This window comes from Leuconostoc sp. BM2 (genome assembly GCF_002095565.1).
Taxonomy (GTDB): domain Bacteria; phylum Bacillota; class Bacilli; order Lactobacillales; family Lactobacillaceae; genus Leuconostoc; species Leuconostoc falkenbergense.
Genome location: NZ_MOWQ01000007.1, coordinates 1 through 19,151 on the forward strand (window position 1 = coordinate 1; position 19,151 = coordinate 19,151).

The 19,151-nt window shown below is 39.4% G+C and carries 20 protein-coding genes and 1 other annotated feature; of the genes, 5 read left to right on the forward strand and 15 right to left on the reverse strand.

Annotated features, from left to right (window positions below; genetic code table 11):
* The 9 genes from BMG01_RS03525 to BMG01_RS03565 all read right to left on the reverse strand — a co-directional run.
* A partial coding sequence (locus BMG01_RS03525; RefSeq protein WP_080539941.1) for a transposase occupies positions 1–164 on the reverse strand: 164 nt, incomplete at its 3' end.
* A 159-nt stretch (positions 165–323) separates the two neighbouring features.
* Positions 324–1,112 carry a type I methionyl aminopeptidase gene (gene map / locus BMG01_RS03530; protein WP_036068234.1) on the reverse strand — a complete coding sequence of 263 codons (789 nt, stop codon included), beginning with the start codon at positions 1,110–1,112 and terminating at the stop codon, positions 324–326.
* Between the two features lie 89 nt (positions 1,113–1,201).
* Positions 1,202–2,164: an LCP family protein gene (locus tag BMG01_RS03535; RefSeq protein ID WP_036068232.1), complete on the reverse strand. Its 963-nt coding sequence runs from the start codon at positions 2,162–2,164 to the stop codon at positions 1,202–1,204.
* 120 nt (positions 2,165–2,284) lie between these two features.
* On the reverse strand, positions 2,285–2,914 hold the full coding sequence (gene upp / locus BMG01_RS03540) for a uracil phosphoribosyltransferase (RefSeq protein WP_036068230.1): 630 nt from the start codon (positions 2,912–2,914) through the stop codon (positions 2,285–2,287).
* A gap of 139 nt (positions 2,915–3,053) precedes the next feature.
* Positions 3,054–4,367: a branched-chain amino acid transport system II carrier protein gene (gene brnQ / locus BMG01_RS03545; RefSeq protein ID WP_369802585.1), complete on the reverse strand. Its 1,314-nt coding sequence runs from the start codon at positions 4,365–4,367 to the stop codon at positions 3,054–3,056.
* Positions 4,368–4,767: 400 nt separating this feature from the next.
* A complete protein-coding gene (gene rplT, locus BMG01_RS03550; RefSeq protein ID WP_004914648.1) occupies positions 4,768–5,187 on the reverse strand; it encodes a 50S ribosomal protein L20 in 420 nt (139 codons plus the stop codon).
* A 44-nt stretch (positions 5,188–5,231) separates the two neighbouring features.
* Positions 5,232–5,429, reverse strand: a complete 198-nt coding sequence (rpmI, locus tag BMG01_RS03555) for a 50S ribosomal protein L35 (RefSeq protein WP_002815120.1) — start codon at positions 5,427–5,429, stop codon at positions 5,232–5,234.
* Positions 5,430–5,494: 65 nt separating this feature from the next.
* A complete protein-coding gene (gene infC, locus BMG01_RS03560; RefSeq protein ID WP_050799439.1) occupies positions 5,495–6,034 on the reverse strand; it encodes a translation initiation factor IF-3 in 540 nt (179 codons plus the stop codon).
* Between the two features lie 12 nt (positions 6,035–6,046).
* Positions 6,047–6,171, reverse strand: a sequence feature (ribosomal protein L20 leader region).
* A gap of 26 nt (positions 6,172–6,197) precedes the next feature.
* Entirely contained in the window at positions 6,198–6,833 is a 636-nt protein-coding gene (locus tag BMG01_RS03565) for a DUF1361 domain-containing protein (protein WP_036068228.1), read from the reverse strand.
* Positions 6,834–7,137: 304 nt separating this feature from the next.
* Between BMG01_RS03565 and rpmF the strand changes: the two genes are divergently transcribed.
* From rpmF to BMG01_RS03590, 5 genes are all read left to right on the forward strand, one after another.
* On the forward strand, positions 7,138–7,311 hold the full coding sequence (gene rpmF, locus BMG01_RS03570; protein WP_004914654.1) for a 50S ribosomal protein L32: 174 nt from the start codon (positions 7,138–7,140) through the stop codon (positions 7,309–7,311).
* Positions 7,312–7,377: 66 nt separating this feature from the next.
* Complete coding sequence (locus tag BMG01_RS03575; RefSeq protein ID WP_036068226.1) at positions 7,378–8,013, forward strand: copper homeostasis protein CutC; 636 nt, start codon at positions 7,378–7,380, stop codon at positions 8,011–8,013.
* 133 nt (positions 8,014–8,146) lie between these two features.
* Entirely contained in the window at positions 8,147–8,455 is a 309-nt protein-coding gene (locus BMG01_RS03580) for a hypothetical protein (RefSeq protein ID WP_036068223.1), read from the forward strand.
* A 6-nt stretch (positions 8,456–8,461) separates the two neighbouring features.
* Positions 8,462–9,046, forward strand: a complete 585-nt coding sequence (locus BMG01_RS03585; protein ID WP_051586147.1) for a hypothetical protein — start codon at positions 8,462–8,464, stop codon at positions 9,044–9,046.
* 199 nt (positions 9,047–9,245) lie between these two features.
* Positions 9,246–10,943, forward strand: a complete 1,698-nt coding sequence (locus BMG01_RS03590; RefSeq protein ID WP_036068220.1) for an NFACT RNA binding domain-containing protein — start codon at positions 9,246–9,248, stop codon at positions 10,941–10,943.
* A gap of 23 nt (positions 10,944–10,966) precedes the next feature.
* Here the strand turns inward: BMG01_RS03590 and argF are convergent, their stop codons facing one another.
* The 6 genes from argF to BMG01_RS03620 form a co-directional block, all read right to left on the reverse strand.
* Positions 10,967–11,983 (reverse strand): ornithine carbamoyltransferase, encoded by a 1,017-nt coding sequence (gene argF, locus BMG01_RS03595; RefSeq protein ID WP_036068217.1) that lies wholly within the window; start codon positions 11,981–11,983, stop codon positions 10,967–10,969.
* The gene (gene argH / locus BMG01_RS03600) at positions 11,980–13,365 is read right to left on the reverse strand and encodes an argininosuccinate lyase (protein ID WP_036067084.1); all 1,386 of its coding nucleotides are present in this window, start codon (positions 13,363–13,365) and stop codon (positions 11,980–11,982) included. The genes argF and argH overlap by 4 nt, the downstream gene beginning before the upstream one ends.
* A gap of 73 nt (positions 13,366–13,438) precedes the next feature.
* A complete protein-coding gene (locus tag BMG01_RS03605; RefSeq protein ID WP_010291811.1) occupies positions 13,439–14,665 on the reverse strand; it encodes an argininosuccinate synthase in 1,227 nt (408 codons plus the stop codon).
* 169 nt (positions 14,666–14,834) lie between these two features.
* Positions 14,835–16,121 carry an adenylosuccinate synthase gene (locus tag BMG01_RS03610; protein ID WP_036068212.1) on the reverse strand — a complete coding sequence of 429 codons (1,287 nt, stop codon included), beginning with the start codon at positions 16,119–16,121 and terminating at the stop codon, positions 14,835–14,837.
* 300 nt (positions 16,122–16,421) lie between these two features.
* Complete coding sequence (locus tag BMG01_RS03615) at positions 16,422–17,144, reverse strand: YebC/PmpR family DNA-binding transcriptional regulator (RefSeq protein WP_036068210.1); 723 nt, start codon at positions 17,142–17,144, stop codon at positions 16,422–16,424.
* Between the two features lie 81 nt (positions 17,145–17,225).
* On the reverse strand, positions 17,226–19,001 hold the full coding sequence (locus tag BMG01_RS03620) for a hypothetical protein (protein ID WP_036068207.1): 1,776 nt from the start codon (positions 18,999–19,001) through the stop codon (positions 17,226–17,228).
* Positions 19,002–19,151 lie beyond the last annotated feature (150 nt).

Below are 19,151 nucleotides of genomic sequence, written 5' to 3' on the forward strand. Positions count from 1 at the left end.
GTCTTTGACTGACCCTTAATCATGATTGGGGTAGCTTGTTTAACCCAAATAGCAATAGAATCTTTTGATGGTCCAAATTCTTCTGCTAATGATTTGAGTGAACGGCCTTCTTGGTGAAGTTTAACCAATGAATCTTTGAAATCTTGTGAATAACGAATTGACATAAAAATACTCCTATACTTTCATTTTACGGACTGAATAAAAATAGTCCATTTTTTTAGTATAAGAGCAGCTAAGTATATAAGGACATATACTTTATTCCATCATAAAACTCACATTATAAAAGTAATATATATATATATATATATATTACTTTTATAATTTTAAAGGTATTTTGTATCAAATTCAGGATCTTGACTGGTCAAAATTTTTGGGCCATCCTTAGTAATCGCCAAAGTATGTTCATATTGTGCTGACCATGAACCATCAGCCGTCGTAACAGTCCAACCATCTTCTTCGGTATGATCTGTGTTGACTTTCCAGCCACCAATGTTAATCATTGGCTCAATTGTAATTACCATGCCTTCACGTAAGCGAACGCCATGACCTGGCTTCCCATAATGTGGCACATTTGGCTCTTCATGCATTGTTGGGCCAACGCCATGACCAATATACTCACGCACATCACCATAATGATGTTCAACTTCTGTATATTGTTGAATCGCATTCCCGATGTCACCAATGCGATTACCAACAACAGCTTGGTCAATACCTAAGTACATTGCTTTCTTAGTAACAGCCATCAAGTCTTTAATCTCTGGTGTGACTTCGCCGACTGCATAAGACCAAGCTGAATCTGACACGGCACCATTCAAGCCGACAACTGTATCAACTTTAACTAAGTCACCATTCTTGAGCCTCAAACCTTTACGAGGCAATCCATGTGCGACCTCGTTATTAATACTAATTGTCGTGGCATACTTGAATCCTTCAAAACCGATTTGAAGTGGCACGCCACCATGACTTTCAATATACTCGCGTGATTTTGTTTCAATTTCCCAAGTGTCGATTCCTGGCTTAATTAAGTCGCGCAACATGAGGTGCATACCAGCAATGATAGCGCCTGATTGACGCATGGCTTCAATTTCTCGTGGTGATTTTAACTGAATCATTTTTGTTTTGACTTCTTTCCATTTTTAATACTCCATTTTATTATAGCATTTCACCCCAAAATAAAAAGCACGCAATTGCGTGCTAACTATTACTGCGCCATTTGTTGTGTTATTGATGTGTGAACACGTTCAATCTCTGTTTGGCTCATCACTTCAGTTGACCCTAAACCACTAATACTTTGGGTGGTTCCTTTTAGTTGATCCTGCTTAACCGTCCCGAATGCTTTACGATAGCTGAGGGCAAGATTCTTCATAGAAGTTGTTGAAACATCCGTTTGAACATTGTTAGAAATTGTCGTTAGCAGTGAATCATTAAATAATGTGCCAACTTTAGCTGAGTTTTTCAAGACAGCCTTGATAACGAGTTGCTGTCTCATTTGACGACCATAATCACCATTAGGATCTTCATGTCGCATACGTGAGAACGCCAATGCTTCATTTCCATCCATGTGATAAGTCTTGCCGGAAACAAATGAATATTGACTCTCAGAATCAGCTTGTGTTGTGTCACCAGTCGTGGTGAACGTCAAAGGTGATGTGACATCAACACCACCAACGGCGTCAACCATTTTAACCAGACCACCCATGTTAATCAAGATATAGCCACCGTTAATATCAATATTTAACAGATTTTCAACAGCTGACACCGCTGAATCAGCTGATCCATAGGCATATGCAGCATTTATCTTCATTTGTTGACCGCTGACTGTTACCAACGTATCACGTGGAATTGATGTCATTGTCGTGACATTAGTTTTGGGATTAATGGTCATGACGATCATTGTATCTGTTCGACCTTTATAGTTACGACCCAGTTCGCCAGTATCTGTTCCAAGCAATAAATAAGAAACTGGCTTTTTGCTACTAGTAAGTTTGTTAGCAGATTTTGTCGTTTTGGACGATTTCTGCATTTTAGTAATTGTGCTGTTAACTTTATAGTACGCGTATGAACCTGTTGCAATTCCCCCAACTACGAGTAGTCCAATAATCGTTAAAATAATATTTCTTACTGTGTGTCGCTTTTTTGGACGCATTTTTGAACGCCTTTGCATGAGCAATTCCCCTTTGTTGTTTGTTACATAATTGTAAAATAGTATAACACAAAATGAACCTTAATAATCAATCCATACAAAAAAGTCCACAAAACGTGAACTTTTCATTAGGTATAAATACTACATTGTACCAAATAAACGGTCACCCGCATCCCCTAGACCCGGAACGATATAGCCATGTTCATTCAGTCCTTCATCTAATGATCCTGTATAGATATCAACATCTGGGTGTGCATCTTGAACTGCTTTGACACCTTCTGGAGCTGACACCAATGTGATTAACTTAATATGCTTAGCGCCACGCTTCTTTAAAGCAGAAATAGCATCCTTAGCTGACCCACCAGTTGCCAACATAGGGTCAACCAACAATACGTCGCGTTGATCAATATCCTCAGGCAATTTAATGAAATATTCAACTGGCTCGAGGGTTGTTTCATCACGATACATACCAATATGACCAATTTTGGCTGCTGGAATTAATTGTACAATGCCATCGACCATTCCCAATCCAGCACGTAGGATTGGCACGACAGCTAATTTTTTACCTGCTAATTGCTTTTTAGTAGTTGTCGCTACTGGTGTCTCGACAACAACATCTTCCAATTGCAAATCGCGGCTAGCCTCATAAGTCATCAACATCGCGATTTCGTCCACTAATGCTCGAAAGTCCTTAGTGCCGACATTCTTGTTACGAATCATTGTGAGCTTATGTTGGATCAACGGATGATTCATTTCAACAAATTTTCCCATGATAGTTTTGAATGAACACAAACGAATCGACTGAAAACGCCGTATTCATTATTTCCTTCCAATTCAATTTACTATCTTAAATTATACCAAAAAATAACGTTATCCGGATAAAAATATCATTCACAAGAGGATTGGACAATTAATCAAGCACAGTTGCGTTTTGATGATTAGTAACAAGATAGGCACCTAAACCTACAAGTGCACCAAGAGCAGCCGGTACAACCCATCCAAAGCCAAGTGAGGCAAATGGCACAAATTGGTGATATCCATTCACAACACGCTGTACGCTAGCCAACGACACTAAAGGTGAGCTAGCAAGGGCATCTAAAACAGCAGGTAAAGTGACAGCAGCCACAACAAAACGATAAACTAGCGCTGATTGCTTGAAATATTTGCTGAATAGCGACAATAAGATAAGTACCAAAGCAAATGGATACAATAGCATCAAAACCGGTACTGACCAAGCTACGATATTAGTCAAACCTGCGTTAGCTGTGACAAATGATCCAAACGCAATGACACGCAACCACCAAAGATAACTCACTTTTGGAAAAACACGGTGCATATCTTGTGAGAATGAGACGAACAGTCCCATAGCTGTTGTGAAAACTGCTAAGGTCACGATAACGCCGGTCAACGCTGTCCCAAAGTTACCCATATAATGGCCAACAATTTGAGCAAAAGCATCGCCACCATTTGCTGATGGTTTGAACAATCCCAAACTACTAGTACCAACCAGAACTAGCGCTGCATAAATCACCGCTTCCGCGACAATACTTAACAAACCAGCCTTTGCTAATACAGTCGATACTTGCTTTTTGTGGAATTCTAAGCCTTTGACAGCATATACAACTGAAACGGCTAAGGCCAACAAGGCTATGCCATCCATTGTATTATACCCATCTAAAATTCCCTGAAAAGCGGCATTACTTTGATACGCCGCAGATACCGTTTGATGTGTGTTCCCCATTGGCATAACTAACGATAATACCAACACTAATAACAATAGTCCCAAGAATAGCGGATTAAGATATCGTCCCACCCATTTCAATAAGCCTGATTCTTTAACTGTTAGAAAGTAAGCCAATCCAAAGAAGACAGCCGAGAAAACTAGCATTGCTAATCCTTGATATTTAACAGGTATAAATGGTGCTACGCCCATTGAAAACGCCGTTGCTGCTGTACGCGGTGTTCCAAAAAAAGGACCGATTGTCATGTGAATAGCAACTAAAAATACTGTGCCAAACCAAGGTGCGACTGGTTTGGCAATGTCGTAAACACTTTGACTATTGGTGACACTCACTGCCATCATTGCCAAGAATGGCACAATAGTACCAGTAATCAAAAATCCAACCGTTGCTGGTAACCAATTACCACCTGATAATTGACCTAACTGGACAGGAAAAATTAAGTTTCCTGCTCCAAAAAACATTCCAAATATTAGTGACGCCACTAATACTAACTTTTGTCACGTTAATTTCTTTTCGTCCATTTCTTTTCTCCCTAGTAGTATACGTTATTGCTTCAATTTACTCACTAAATCATTTGAATATTCATACCAATTCCTCTTCCCTCTATGATAAAAATAAAAAAGACTAGCTACAATTTTTTAGCAGCTAGTCTTTCAACATATCAAATCAGCTACCTATCATGTTTGGTCTGATAGGCGCAAAAAATTTCAGCACTTATCACTAATTAATGATAATAATGCTGATAATAATTTGTGTTGTTGTTGCGAATTGATTTGTCATATTATTTTCTCATTTATTTATTAACAATATTAAACCAAATATCATTTATTTTGTCAACCTCTAATTTTAGTCAAAAAAAAACGCTTATCGCGTTTTTTTAAATTAGCGTTGTACGGCTACTGTCGTTTCAGTTGTTGCTGCAGTACGTTCTTGTACCAAAACATTTTCTGATGACAATGCAGACTTTGCTTGCTCAGCCAACTTTGAGAATGTGTCAAAATCAGAAACAGCAAGATCAGCTAACATCTTACGGTTCAATTCAACACCGGCCAATGTCAAACCATGCATCAACTTTGAGTATGACAAACCGTTCATACGGGCTGCTGCGTTGATACGAGCAATCCATAGCTTACGGAAGTTACGCTTTGTGTTCTTACGATCACGGTATGCATACAAGTATGACTTGTAAACTTGTTGCTTAGCAACCTTAAAATTAATACGACGTTGTCCACGGTAACCCTTGGCCAACTTAACAAACTTTTTACGACGTGCGCGTGATACTGTACCACCCTTAACTCGCATGGGTATTTCCTCCTAGAAATTAAATAATTAGACTTACCTTGAAATTAGAGCGTGCTCAACATCTTAGCGTATGTCTTAACAGTCGTTGAATCCATCATGCGTGTGCCACGCAATTGACGACGTTGCTTCTTTGTCTTACCGTGGAAACGGTGTGAAGTATAAGCTGAAGCTGACTTCAAGCCACCGTTAGCTGTCTTCTTAAAGCGCTTTGCTGATGCGCGGTGTGTCTTCATCTTTGGCATGTGACCAATTCTCCTACTTTACGATTTTTGTTTATGCTTGATTAAACAAGCGACTAAACCCTTACTTACTTGGCATCGCGTGGTGCCAAGACCAAAAACATTTGGCGGCCATCCATTTTGGCACGTTGTTCCACCTTGGCGATGTCATCAAGTTCTTCAGCCATGCGGTCTAAGACCCCACGTCCAATGTCTTGGTGAGTAATCATACGACCACGGAAACGCAAATTCAGCTTAACTTTGTTGCCTTGCGACAAAAACTTGATTGCTGCCTTTTTACGTGTTTCGAAATCGCCTGAATCAATCACTGGTGACATACGAACTTCTTTAACTTGAACAATTTTTTGGTTCTTACGTTGTTCTTTTTGCTTCTTTTGCGCTTCGAACTTCGCTTTACCCCAGTCCATGATTTTGGCAACTGGTACTTCAGCGTTAGCCTGTACCAATACCAAATCAAGGTCTGCATCATTCGCTAATTGTTGGGCATCACGTGTTGACATTTCTTCTTGCTTACCATCATGGATAAGCAAAACACGTGGTGCGCGGATATTTTCGTTGACTAGATCAACTTGTCGTGGTTGACGTGCTATTGTCTGGCACCTCCAAATTTATTTTGTGAATCAAGAAGAAAAGTGGGCAAGAACTTAATCTTTACCCACTTCAACACTTGCAGTACTTAACGTACAACTGTATCTGCCAAGTAACGATATCACTTGGCGAGAAGCGGGTGCTTCTACTTGTTCAACAGATACTAGTTTACTACCTCATAGATCATTTGTCAACTGTGTTCTGGATTAAACGAACGCCATAGTGACTAATGACTAAAATCGCGAATTGAACGCCGGCAAACAACGTGACAAAAACAATCATATGCATGCTGAACGATTTAGCTATTAAACTTAAAACATGTTGTAATCTTGTGAAAACATCCCAAGAGTTCAAGCGAAGAAAACGGCCGATATATATGCCAACACCCGATAATATCGACAAAACAGCCATAAGGAATAATTCTAACACATCGTGGCGTTTGTCAAAATAATGTTTAAAAATAAGCTCTAAACTTAAAATACCTAACACAACACCGATAAAGATACCTGCCGACAAAACCGCATAATTGAAATATTGCATACGGACTGTCAAACCAATACCGATGTATTGTAAATGAATATAATCTGTAATCATATACATCGTATTTGGATAGAATAGCAACCATAAAATACTAAAAATTGTCCCCACTGTGACACGTTTAGTAAATGCCACTACTAAGGCAAAATCCAAAGGTAACAATGCCAAAAACACATTCCAGTTTAAAAATGTAAAATGTGTGGGGGTCAGGTAGACAAACAAAAAGAAAAGAACCACAATTAGATGAATAGCACCTATACTAATTAAATTTTGTTTTCTCATCCGAGCACCTCCTTAATTTGCTACATCTTATATTTTAGCACGTCATTGCGTTGTCGTTTCCTGTGTTTATAAGGACCATAATTGTCTTTATCGTGATAAAAAGTTGGTCTCACTGGCTGTAACAGTATTCAGTATCATTCTATGGTACAATAACGATAATAAAGCTTTATCAAAACCTAGAATTTATAGTAACCTTATGTCAAGTAAATACCCTTGACATTAAATAGAGTTTAACTGTTGACAAACGCTGTAAATTTAGGTAAACTTGACTAGTTGATAAATTGAAACGAAAGGAGGTGCTATCATGGCTACCCCATCAAACAAGAATTCAAAGTCTCACAAGCGCAATCGCCGCGGACACATCGGTTTGAATGTTCCAAACATTTTGTTGGATCAGACAACTGGTGAATACCGTGTTGCTCACCGCGTCTCACCTTCTGGTGTTTATAACGGCAAGCAAGTTGTTGATAAGAAGTAACAATGATGCCTGTTCTATTTGTAGAACAGGTTTTTTTGTTTGCGAAATAACTTTAATTTAGGATCTATGACTATAAAAATCAAAGAAGCCGCGGTTGACTCTGCTGACCGCGCCCAAGAAATGATTGCACGTGGTGCTAACCGAATTGAATTAAACGCTCGCCTTGACTTAGGCGGCATTACCCCTGACACACGAACTATAATCGACACGCTAACTATTGCTGGTGATATACCAGTTGTCATTATGGTTCGCCCTCGTGGTGGCGATTTTGCATATGATAATACTGAATTAAACCAAATGCTAGAAACCTTACAAATTGTTGCAGATTTAGGTGGTCAGCATGTTACTTTCGGTGTTGTGCGAAATGGATCACTGGACACAGACATGATGTCGACGTTAATCGAGACTGCAGATACACTGAATTTACATGTCGTTATGCACATGGCATTTGATAAGATTACAATAGACCAACAACAAGCAGCTATGCAATGGTTATTCACACATGGCGTTACGCGTATTTTGACCCACGGTGGTGTGCTAACAACGGCCATCACTGAACTAATGCCACAATTAGAATTTCTTGTAGATCGCGCACCAGTTGGCATGACCATTTTACCTGGTGGTGGTGTGACACACGATAATGCTGACGAAATTGCTGATGTGCTTGGTATTTCTGAGGTACACGGTACTAAAATAGTATAGCTTCATTTGACTGTTGGTTATAAATACTTACTAATTGAACAATAAAATACTTTTAAGCTTTAAATCTCAAATTGGCTATTGTCCGAATACGTGCCAAGCGTTCACGTTAAAAAGTTTTGGGAGAATTTTTGAGATGAATAGAAACAATTCGAAGGCTTTGAATCATCATTTAAGTCCTATCATCATTTTTTTGTTGTCTATCTTTGTTAGTTTTTCTGCTTTTAATACAGTTCAATCTAACGTTGACGCAAGTACCTTTTTAACAAAGCACAAAATATACAAAGTTAAAGTCGCAAGTGTCAAGACAGATAAAAAAGCAAAATGGATAGTCAAAGGCACTTCTAAAGCCCCAAGTGGCACAAAGATATACGCAACAACTGCAGATAAGCAAAATGCTAACTATGGTGTGAACGCTGCACAATCAACCAAAAATAAAACTTAGGCAACTATGAAGCATGGCAAGTTCAGCCTAGCCATTAATCCTCATGTTCTAAAAAATGCTACGGATTATCAAACTAATCAACATTTCAAAGTATACTTATTTGCTGTCTCAAAGTTAAAGTCTTCTTGGGCCAATTCAAATGCGATATCAGCGTCAGCAATGCATGATATCAGGTCAAAAGTGTCCTCAAACAAACTAAAATATACTAAATCTCAGTCAAACTATTATCAATATTTAGCAGCAAAAGCAAGTTCAAAAGCAGCTAGTGAATCAATAAAATCCTCATCTAGTCTCGCAATCGCATCATCAGAAAGTGTAGCACGTGCGGCTAGTGAATCTGCGTCACGCGCTTCTTCAGAAGCCATTGCATCATCGCAAGCGGCTGTTGCGGCAGCTAGTTCATCGGCAGCACAACAAGCACAATCGACGGCGGCTGCAACCGATAATAATTCAGCTACCAATGTTAATTCAACTAATCGCGCCAAATGGGCGATTCAAAATGGTTACACATGGGCCACTAGAAAAGGACATTCTCATATCATTGCCCCAGGTCAACCATTACCTGATGGTTACTACTGGCAAGTGCCTTAAAAAGATTTAGAAATCAAAAACCACCCAATAGGTGGTTTTTTAATGTCAGTAAGTCGCTTATCATTACGTGATACAATGAAAGAGTCGATATTTAAAAAATACATATTAATTATCTTGCTATCATTGATGAAATGACACAATCAAAGCAAACATTTTTCAAAATTGGTTACATATACCAACAGCACAAGGAGCTAATCACATGCCATTAGATGGACTCTTTACTCATGCCATCATTCATGAACTTAATACATTGATAACGGGTGGCCGTATCACCAAGGTACATCAACCCTATTCAAACGAAATCGTCCTTGTTGTACGTAACAACGGGCAGAATTATCCACTGCTTTTGAGCGCACATCCAAGCTATGCCCGCGCACAAATCACCTACATTCCATACGAGAATCCACAAACCGCGCCTAATTTTGTGATGTTTTTGCGACGCTATTTGGAAGGCACTAAAATACAACGAATTGAACAAGTTGACAATGATCGTATTATCAATTTTTATGTCAACGCCCGTGACGAATTAGGCGATGTACAAGAAATTCGAGTCACGCTTGAAATGATGGGACGCCACTCTAACCTTTTTCTCGTACGCGAGCATGATAATCGCATTCTAGAACTCATCAAGCATGTACCTGCTGACCAAAATCGCGTGCGCTCATTGTTCCCAGGCGCAACCTATATTTTGCCGCCAGCGCAAAATTTGTTAAATCCCTTTGAAAGTGGTTTAGACGGCTTAGCATCTATGATTTTGGATGAGCCGTTCGACAATTGGGCAAAGCAAATTCAAAGTACCTTTCAGGGATTTAGTCGCGACAGTGCATTAGCTTTAGCACGCGCTATCAATCAGGATGGGGATCATTTGGCAAATGCGCGTCATTGGTTGGCACAATTTGATAATCCGCAACCAACCTTGTTTACCTCAGCCAACGGTGGATTCAGTTATGCAGCATTTAATTGGCAACAAGAATCTGCAAGCGCGCAATCATTTAACACAATTGGTGAAATGCTAGATGCTTATTACGTTGGTAAAGCTGAGCGTGAACGTGTTAATCAACAAGCCGGATCATTGGTCCGCGTTGTTAAAAACGAGCTCAAAAAAAATATCACAAAACGTAAAAAGCTTTTAAATACGCTATCAGACGCTGAAAATGCCGATGATTTGAAAGTCAAAGGCGACTTGCTCATCACCTATCCGCATCTTGTAGAAAAAGGTATGACAAGCGTACAAATCGAAAACTACTACGATAACAATAACTTATTGTCAATCACACTTGATCCTAAACTTAATGGGCTCAAAAATGCGGAAAAATATTTCACGAAATATCGCAAGTTGCGGACAGCGGTTGACTTTGTCAATGAACAGTTGGCGCTCACTGACGCTGAAATTTCCTATTTCAATAACATCATGGCGCAATTAGATGTGGCTTCACCAAAAGATGTTGAAGATATTCGCATTGAATTAACAACAGAAGGCTATATTCGAACCAAAAAGAAAAGTAAACAGCGACCCAAAGTGTCACACCCCGACAGATTCGAAAGTAGCGATGGTACGCTCATTGAAGTCGGAAAGAATAATTTGCAGAATGAACGTCTCTCGCTTAAGCAAGCTGATCGTCGCGATATTTGGTTACATGTTCAGAAAATTCCAGGATCACACGTCATCATTCATGACGCGAATCCCTCAGAAGCAACGCTTATCGAGGCAGCCAAATTAGCTGCTTATTATAGTAAAGCTAGAGATTCGGCTAATGTTCCTGTTGACTATTTACCTGCTGGTAAATTGCGAAAGCCAAACGGTGCAAAACCTGGCTTTGTCATTTTTGAAGGTCAGCAAACACTCTATGTGACCCCTGATGCTGCACTTGTTTCACAATTGAAAATAAAAAAATAACAGCCTGACGGCTGTTTTTTTTGTTAGTTAGGATTTGGTAAATAAAGGTTCCCTAATGTGGCAGCTAACACTGCTTTAACTGTGTGCAAACGATTTTCTGCCTGTTGAAATTGGTGTGCATACGGTGCATTAAAGACATCGTCAGTGATTTCCATTTCTGTCAAACCGTACTTGTCATAAATATCTTGTGCCATTGTCGTTTGAACATCATGAAATGCTGGCAGATCATGCAGAACAATGACTTGATTATTATGCGTTTTTGCTACCAATTCATGATTGATTTGATAAGGTAGCAATAGTTCGATTCGTTGTGCGAACTGGTCTTCCTCACCCATTGACGCCCAGACGTCTGTATACAAAATATCTGCGCCTGAAACACCTAAATCAACATCATCGGTAATAGTAATTTTTGAACCAGATACGGCAGCCTTTTGCTTTGCCAACTGTTGCACATCATCAGTTGGCTGCAAACTTTTAGGCGCCACAATATGAACATTAACACCCAAAATAGCGCCTGTCACCAACAAAGAGTGGGCAACATTATTACGGCCATCCCCTAAATAAGCCAACGTAATGCCTGACAAATGACCAAAGTGTTCTTTGATGGTCAAAAAATCAGCCAACATTTGTGTCGGATGCCACTCATCTGTCAGACCATTCCACACTGGCACGCCACTGGTGGTTGCCAACTCTTCAACAATTTTCTGAGAAAAACCACGGTATTCAATACCATCATACATGCTGCCCAAAACTTTTGCTGTATCTTGTAGCGATTCTTTTTTGCCAAATTGAATGTCATTGTGACCCAAAAATTCTGGATGTGCACCCAAATCATTGGCCGCAACTGTGAATGCCGAACGTGTCCGCGTTGACGTTTTTTCAAATAATAGGGCAATATTTTTACCCGCCAAATACTGATGGGGAATATTTTGTTGTTTGAGTGACTTTAAATGCGCTGCCAAATCAATCAATGTTTCTAGCTCTGCTTTAGTAAAATCAATCTCTTTCAAAAATGATTTACCTTGGAAATGTGAATTCATTGGCGCTCCTCCAAAATTTTATAATTACGCGTTACTTCTTTTTTGACGTTGGTCACAGCCGTACCACCAAGTGATGTACGACGATTAACAGCCGTTTCTGAAGCCAAAATTTGATAAATATCAGCTTCAATTTGAGGTGCAGCAGCTTGTAAGTCAGTCAAAGTCATTTTCTGTAACGGTGTATGTGTCTGAATGCCCTTCAATACCAACTGACCAACAATCGCATGTGCTTCACGGAAAGGCACTCCTTTGGTGGCTAAATAGTCAGCGAGTTCTGTTGCATTTGAAAAATCATCTTGCGTTGCAGCTAACATTTGACCCTCATGAACCGTTAAGCCATTTAACATGCCAGTAAATATTTTCACCGAGGCAATTACCGTGTCCATCACATCAAAAACTTGTTCCTTATCCTCTTGCATATCTTTGTTATAAGCAAGTGGTAGAGATTTCATTGTCGTCAATAGCGCCAATAATGAGCCATAGGTACGGCCAGTTTTACCCCGCACCAATTCCGCAAAATCAGCATTCTTTTTTTGAGGCATGATTGAAGAGCCTGTTGAAAAATCATCTGACAATTCAATATAATTAAATTCATAGCTCGACCATAAAATTAACTCTTCAGCCATACGTGATAAATGCATCATTAAAATCGAAGCATTGCCGAGAAATTCCAATGCGAAGTCACGATCTGACACAGCATCTAACGAATTATGATAAATATCACTAAAGCCTAGCTCATCCGCAACAAATTCACGGTCAATGGGAAATGTGGTACCCGCCAAAGCTGCAGCTCCTAGTGGCAGAATGTCCGTATGCTTTTGGTTAAATTCAAAACGTTCGTAATCACGTTGGAACATGTTGAAATAAGCTAACAAATAATGACCATAAGTTATAGGTTGGGCATGTTGTAAGTGAGTATAGCCAGACATAATCGTGCCGGCGTGTTTGTCTGCCAATGATAATAGCTCACTCTGCAAGTCGGTCAAGGCTGACATCACATGTGGTAAACGGTGTTTTACCCAAAGGTGAAAATCAGTTGCCACCTGATCATTTCGAGAACGCGCAGTATGAAGTTTGCCAGCAACAGCGCCAATTTTTTCTGTCAATAAAGCTTCCATATTCATATGGATGTCTTCATTTTTAACATCAAATGTCAAATTACCCGCTGTTAATTCTTGTTGCAAACTTTCTAAGCCAGCCACAATTTGTGCTGATTCGTCACTTGATATAATAGCTTGTTTGCCCAACATTTTTGCGTGGGCAATTGACCCTTCTAAATCTTCAGCCGCCATTTTTTGATCAAAATGAATCGACGCCCCAAACTCATCAACCCATTCAGATGCTTTGGCAGTAAAACGACCACCCCATAATTTATCACTCATATCACTTTTTTGCACTGCGCAATGCAACAGTGTTTTCCCTTCTTCAAAGCTATGTACGCGCCGAAGCGCTTGTTTATTTCACTGTATCTTTCTTTGGTTGTGAATGAACATGGTTCACTTGTTCATACACCGTGTTACTCAATGTCCACAACTTGATGAAGCCAACAGCAGCTTCTTGGTCAAAGGATGATGCAGCCGTGTAAGTTGCCAAATCTTCGTTATATAATGAATTTTGCTCTGATTGACGCGCAACAGCAATGGCATTACCTTTATAAAGCTTCATTTTAACAACACCGTTCACATTTTTTTGTGTATCATCAACGAAAGCCATCAAACTGTCAAACAAAGGTGATACCCACTTAGCTTCATAAACGAGATTAGCTAATTGTTGCTCAATTAATGGCTTGAAATGGGCCACATCACGTTCGAGCGTCAAATCTTCGAGATCCTTGTGCGCTGTCATCAACACTGCAGCAGCAGGCGCTTCATAAATTTCACGAGACTTGATACCTACCAGACGGTTCTCAATATGATCAATTCGACCAATACCATGTTGACCAGCAATTTCATTGACGGCAACAATTAGTTCAGCAAGTGGTAATTGCTCACCATTTAATGCTACCGGCACACCTTGTTCAAATGTCACATCGATAAATTCTGGTACATCAGGTGTGTTTTCAATAGCCTGTGTTAAGGCGTATGCATCTTCAGGTGCTTGGTTCCATGGGTTTTCTAGGATACCTGCTTCATTGGCACGTCCCCACAAGTTTTCATCAATTGAATAAGGTGAGTCCAAATCAATAGGCACTGGCACGTCATGGGCATGGGCGTATTCAATTTCTTCTTCACGCGACCATTGGAAATCACGAATTGGTGCTTCAATTTTCATTTCAGGATCAAGGGCATGGATAGCTGCTTCAAACCGTACTTGATCATTACCGTGCCCAGTCGAACCATGAGCAATGGCAACAGCATCATTTTCATGCGCAATGTCAACTAATTTTTTGATAATCAAAGGACGTGACAAAGCAGAAACCATTGGATATTCGCCTTCATACATCATGTTTGCTTTGATAACTGGTGCGACGTATTGCTCAGCAAATTCTGATTTTGCGTCAATAACAATTGACTGTGTCGCCCCAACTTGCAAGGCTTTGGCTTGGATCATGTCCATATCTTTGCCATGTTGACCAACGTCTAAAACGACAGCGATAACGTCATAACCCTTTTCGTTCAACCAAGGAATGGCTACTGAGGTATCCAACCCACCGGAATATGCTAATACTAATTTTTCTGTCATGATAATGTCCTCGCTGTTTTTTGTTTTAGTTATTTGTTGATTCTATATTAGCGCGCCTTGTTTAAATATGCAATAAAATAACGATTATATACACTTAAAAGTTGTATAAACTGATTTTAAGTGTATATTTTTGCAATAAAAAAGAACCTTTCGGTTCTATTGATATATCTTATTCATGCCAAACAGGTTCCAACAAATGGGTTTGTTCTGGCGTTGGCCCTACGGCGAAGCTCAACAAATCGACTTCCAACAATTCAGAAATACGTTGGAGATAATGTTGGGCATTGACTGGTAGTTCTTCAAATGTTGTCACACCCGTAATGTCTTCATCCCAACCGGGCAAGGTCTCACAGTTGACGTCCAACCCATTAAACCAAGTATCTGAAGCTGGGAAATGGTGAATTTCTTCGCCTTTATAAGTATACGAGGTCGCAATTTTTATTTCTTTCAAACCTGACAAAACATCCAATGAGTTAATGGCTAACTTGGTCAAACCAGAAACTTGTACCGCATGTCGCAAAGCAACCGCGTCTAGCCAGCCAATACGGCGAGGACGCTTAGTAATCACACCGTACTCGTGACCCACTTCGCGAATATGATCTGCAATGTCATTAAACAATTCAGTTGGGAAAGGTCCCTCACCAACTCGAGACGTATAAGCTTTAATGACACCAACAACGTCTTGGATTTGCTTTGGGCCTACCCCAGCACCATTCATCACACCACCCGCTGTTGGGTTAGAGCTTGTCACATAGGGATACGTACCGTGATCAACGTCAAGCATTACACCTTGTGCACCTTCAAATACAACACGTTTGCCAGCTTTCATCAATTGACCCAGCAAATAAGACGTATCTGTCACATAAGATGCCAACTGACGACCATATTCAACATAAGTTTGGTAAATATCATCGTAATCTAACGCTTCTTCACCATACAATTTAGTCAATTGGGCATTTTTAAATGGCAAATATTCTTTTAGCAACTTACCAAATACTTCTGGATCAATCAAATCAGCGACGCGAATACCAACACGTGAGATTTTATCCGTGTAGGCAGGACCAATACCTTTTTTGGTCGTACCAATTCGATTATTTGAAGCAGATTCAGATGCCTTATCCAACGCAATGTGGTACGGCATAATAACATGTGCACGGTTTGAAATGCGCAAATTCTCAATCGTAATTCCTTGGCTTTCAACTTCTTTAATTTCAGCTAAAAGTGCTTCGGGATTGACAACAACGCCGTTGCCAAGTACTGCTAGTTGACCTTTCGTGATGATTCCAGATGGTAGTGCAGACAATTCAAATTTTGTTTGGCTATGCCAAATCGTGTGTCCCGCATTGTTACCACCTTGGTAACGGACAACAGCATCCGCATGTTCAGCGAAAAAATCAACGATTTTTCCTTTACCTTCATCGCCCCATTGGGAACCAACAACAATTACACCAGACATATTTTTCTCCTGTTACGCCGATAGCTGCTTTCAGACGGGATAGGTTTGTCGGAGAAAGCCAGTATTCTACATTCAGAATAACTAACCTGTTTGCGCCTATCCGTGAGTGTCCCTCTATCATCGTTCATTTTTATGTAAAACACGAACATTAAATGTGATAAACTCCTTTTACCTATTTATTTTACCATAATCCTAAATTTATTTTTGAGAAAAGTGATGTTAATTTCTAATATTATCGGTTAAAACGTTTGCCTCATCGAATTTATAGAAATAAAAAAGGACATATAATGTCCTTTTTAATCAATCTGCCGTCGTATAAACAGCCAAAACGTCTTCGTTTTCTTCAAGTTCATCGACTAAATGATCTAATTTTTCGCGATCTTCATCAGTAATTGTCATTGGATTTTGCGCAATCATCGTAATTTCAGCATCTTCAAAAACGAAACCCGCTTCAGTCAAAGCACCTTCAACTGCCTGAAAGTCCGCTGGATCAGTGTAAATTTCAAATACTTCATCAGCTGTTTGAACATCTTCAGCACCGGCTTCCAGCGCCGCCTCCAAAACAGTGTCTTCATCCAAATCAGGATATGCTTCACGATCAATTGCTAAGTAACCTTTTCGGTCGAACTGGAAAGCAACTGAACCAGATGTGCCCAAAGCACCGCCAGCATGTTTGAATGAATTACGAACGGTAGAAACTGTACGATTAATGTTATCCGTTGATGCTTCAACTAACACAGCGACACCGGCTGTGCCATAACCTTCATAGGTCACTTCTTCAAACTTTGCACCACCAGCACCAGATGCTTTATCAAGTGCACGTTGAATGTTATCTTTTGGCATGTTAGCTGCCTTAGCTTTTTCAACAACCAAACGCAATGATGCGTTCATCTCTGGATCTGCACCGCCAGCCTTTGCAGCAACATATAAGTCGTGTGCCAGCTTTTGAAAAATCTTACCACGCTTAGCATCTTGGGCGTTTTTACGACCTTGGATGTTATGCCATTTACTATGTCCTGACATTGTGTCATCTCCTTGAAATATAAATATTCAATCTATTTTATCAAAAAAACGAACGATTTACCAGCTTGACCGATATGATAGTTATCGAGCTAACCGTTGTAACCTCAATTTTACTTGATCAAGGGCACCACGTAACCGTTTAACAGCAGCCAAAATTTCAGCAGTTGTTGATGAATCATCCAAGGTAGACAGCAACTGTTTCTTTGCTTCTTGCACAATTAATTCTTTCTTAAATACACGCCTATTTGATTGTTTCAATAGCATTGTTGCCATTGCAGTCACGCCTTGCCTAGCCGTTTGCAAATCAATAAATGTCTCTGACAAATCACGGTGTGTCTTTTTCATGGCGGCGAATCCTTCACAGGTATGAATGCGACCAATTAGTTTTTGTAACGTGGGTTCATTGGCCACACTACTCTGATAAACTTCCTCCAAAAGAATATCTAACTGACTTTTCTCAGTTTTAGTTGATGCATTAATCATTTTTTGAGTGGCTTGCAATTGCTGATAGGCAGCCATGATGGCTTTTGAATTAACCGACTTCATAGTGTGCTTTAGATAATTGATCTCGCTAATAATTTCTTTATCTTGATGAGATCCATGGATTGTCATGAGCAATTGCCGTGCCAGCTTCAACGCCTCATCCAATTCTGCTTGTTTCCGTCTTACAGATGCTCTTAATCGATTGGTTAAAGAATAGATTGAAGCAATTGTCGCCTTGCTGTCGTACAATGTATTGTCTAGTACGAGTGCATCAATTTGGACATCATTATCTTCCGACCAACGACTCATGTTAAGACCATTAAGGTATGTTTCAGCAAATTTAACAGCTTTTTCACGTTCAACTGTTGCTTGTGTCACCCGATCAGATAATAACTTAAGAACAAATTGTTCATCTGCCATGGCGCCCTTATACATCGCCTGAATAAATTCAATGACAATTTTCACTTCAGGTTCCATTGCCACACTGCTTGTCATCATATTTGCCACTGTCTCTTCTAAATGAAGATCAAATTTTTCACGTTGTTGCAATAATACAGCAAGTTCTTTTTCAGCATTTTGATACAATTCATTCCAATTTTCATGGCATTTTTTGGCTGCTTGAAGCAACTTAGTATTTAACTGTTGGTATACATTTTCGGAAGATAAAAGCTTATAACGCTTTAACAATGCGCCTAAATCACGACGATATTTGGGTGCTAAATTTGTTAAATCACTAATTTGGTTTGTTTGCAATAACTGTTCATCAGACATTTTTTTAAATAACCCAATACTTGGCCCAGCATTCAAGTCTGTTAAAGCTATTTTTCTATCAATTCGTGCCAAAACAGTTGTACTTGTCAATTTAGAAATCGCTGCTTTTAATTCATCAACATGAGATTCAGGGCGGAGCAATAACTGTGATAACGCCAATACTGTTTGCCTAACCTTTGTCTCATTACCAACTGGTGTAACATCATAAAGTGTCATTTTAGCTTGCCGGAGTGTCTTCTGATATACTTTTTCTGCTGCAAGCATTGTGTCGTGTAAGTATCGACGAGCTGTTATTAATTTATCATTGGATTTTGCTGTACTTAAACATTTTTTTAATTTTTCCAGAGCAGTTTGAACGTCAATATTCTTGACTAGATGTGGTGGCACTTGCAATCTTCGCGTTGACTCAAGCACTTCATCTCGGACATTTTCATCAGGATGAAAAATTAAATCAAAATCGAATTGATTCGAAAATTCAGCGGCATTTCTGTCAGAAACTTTATCAATCTTTTCTTCCCAATCTTTTTCTTTCCCTAACATTAGTGATGCAATTGTTCGTCGCTGATTGACCCAAACATAATGTTTTTGAGGTGCCTTATCCATTCTTCTTTCTCCCCTTCATTTTTTGACCAGTCATACTATATTTCTATTTTAAAAAATGAAAGTGAATAATTATTGAACTAATCATGTTGAGATAAGTAAGAATTTTAAGTATTATGAAGAAATTGCGTCCAAAAAAAACGCATTACTGCG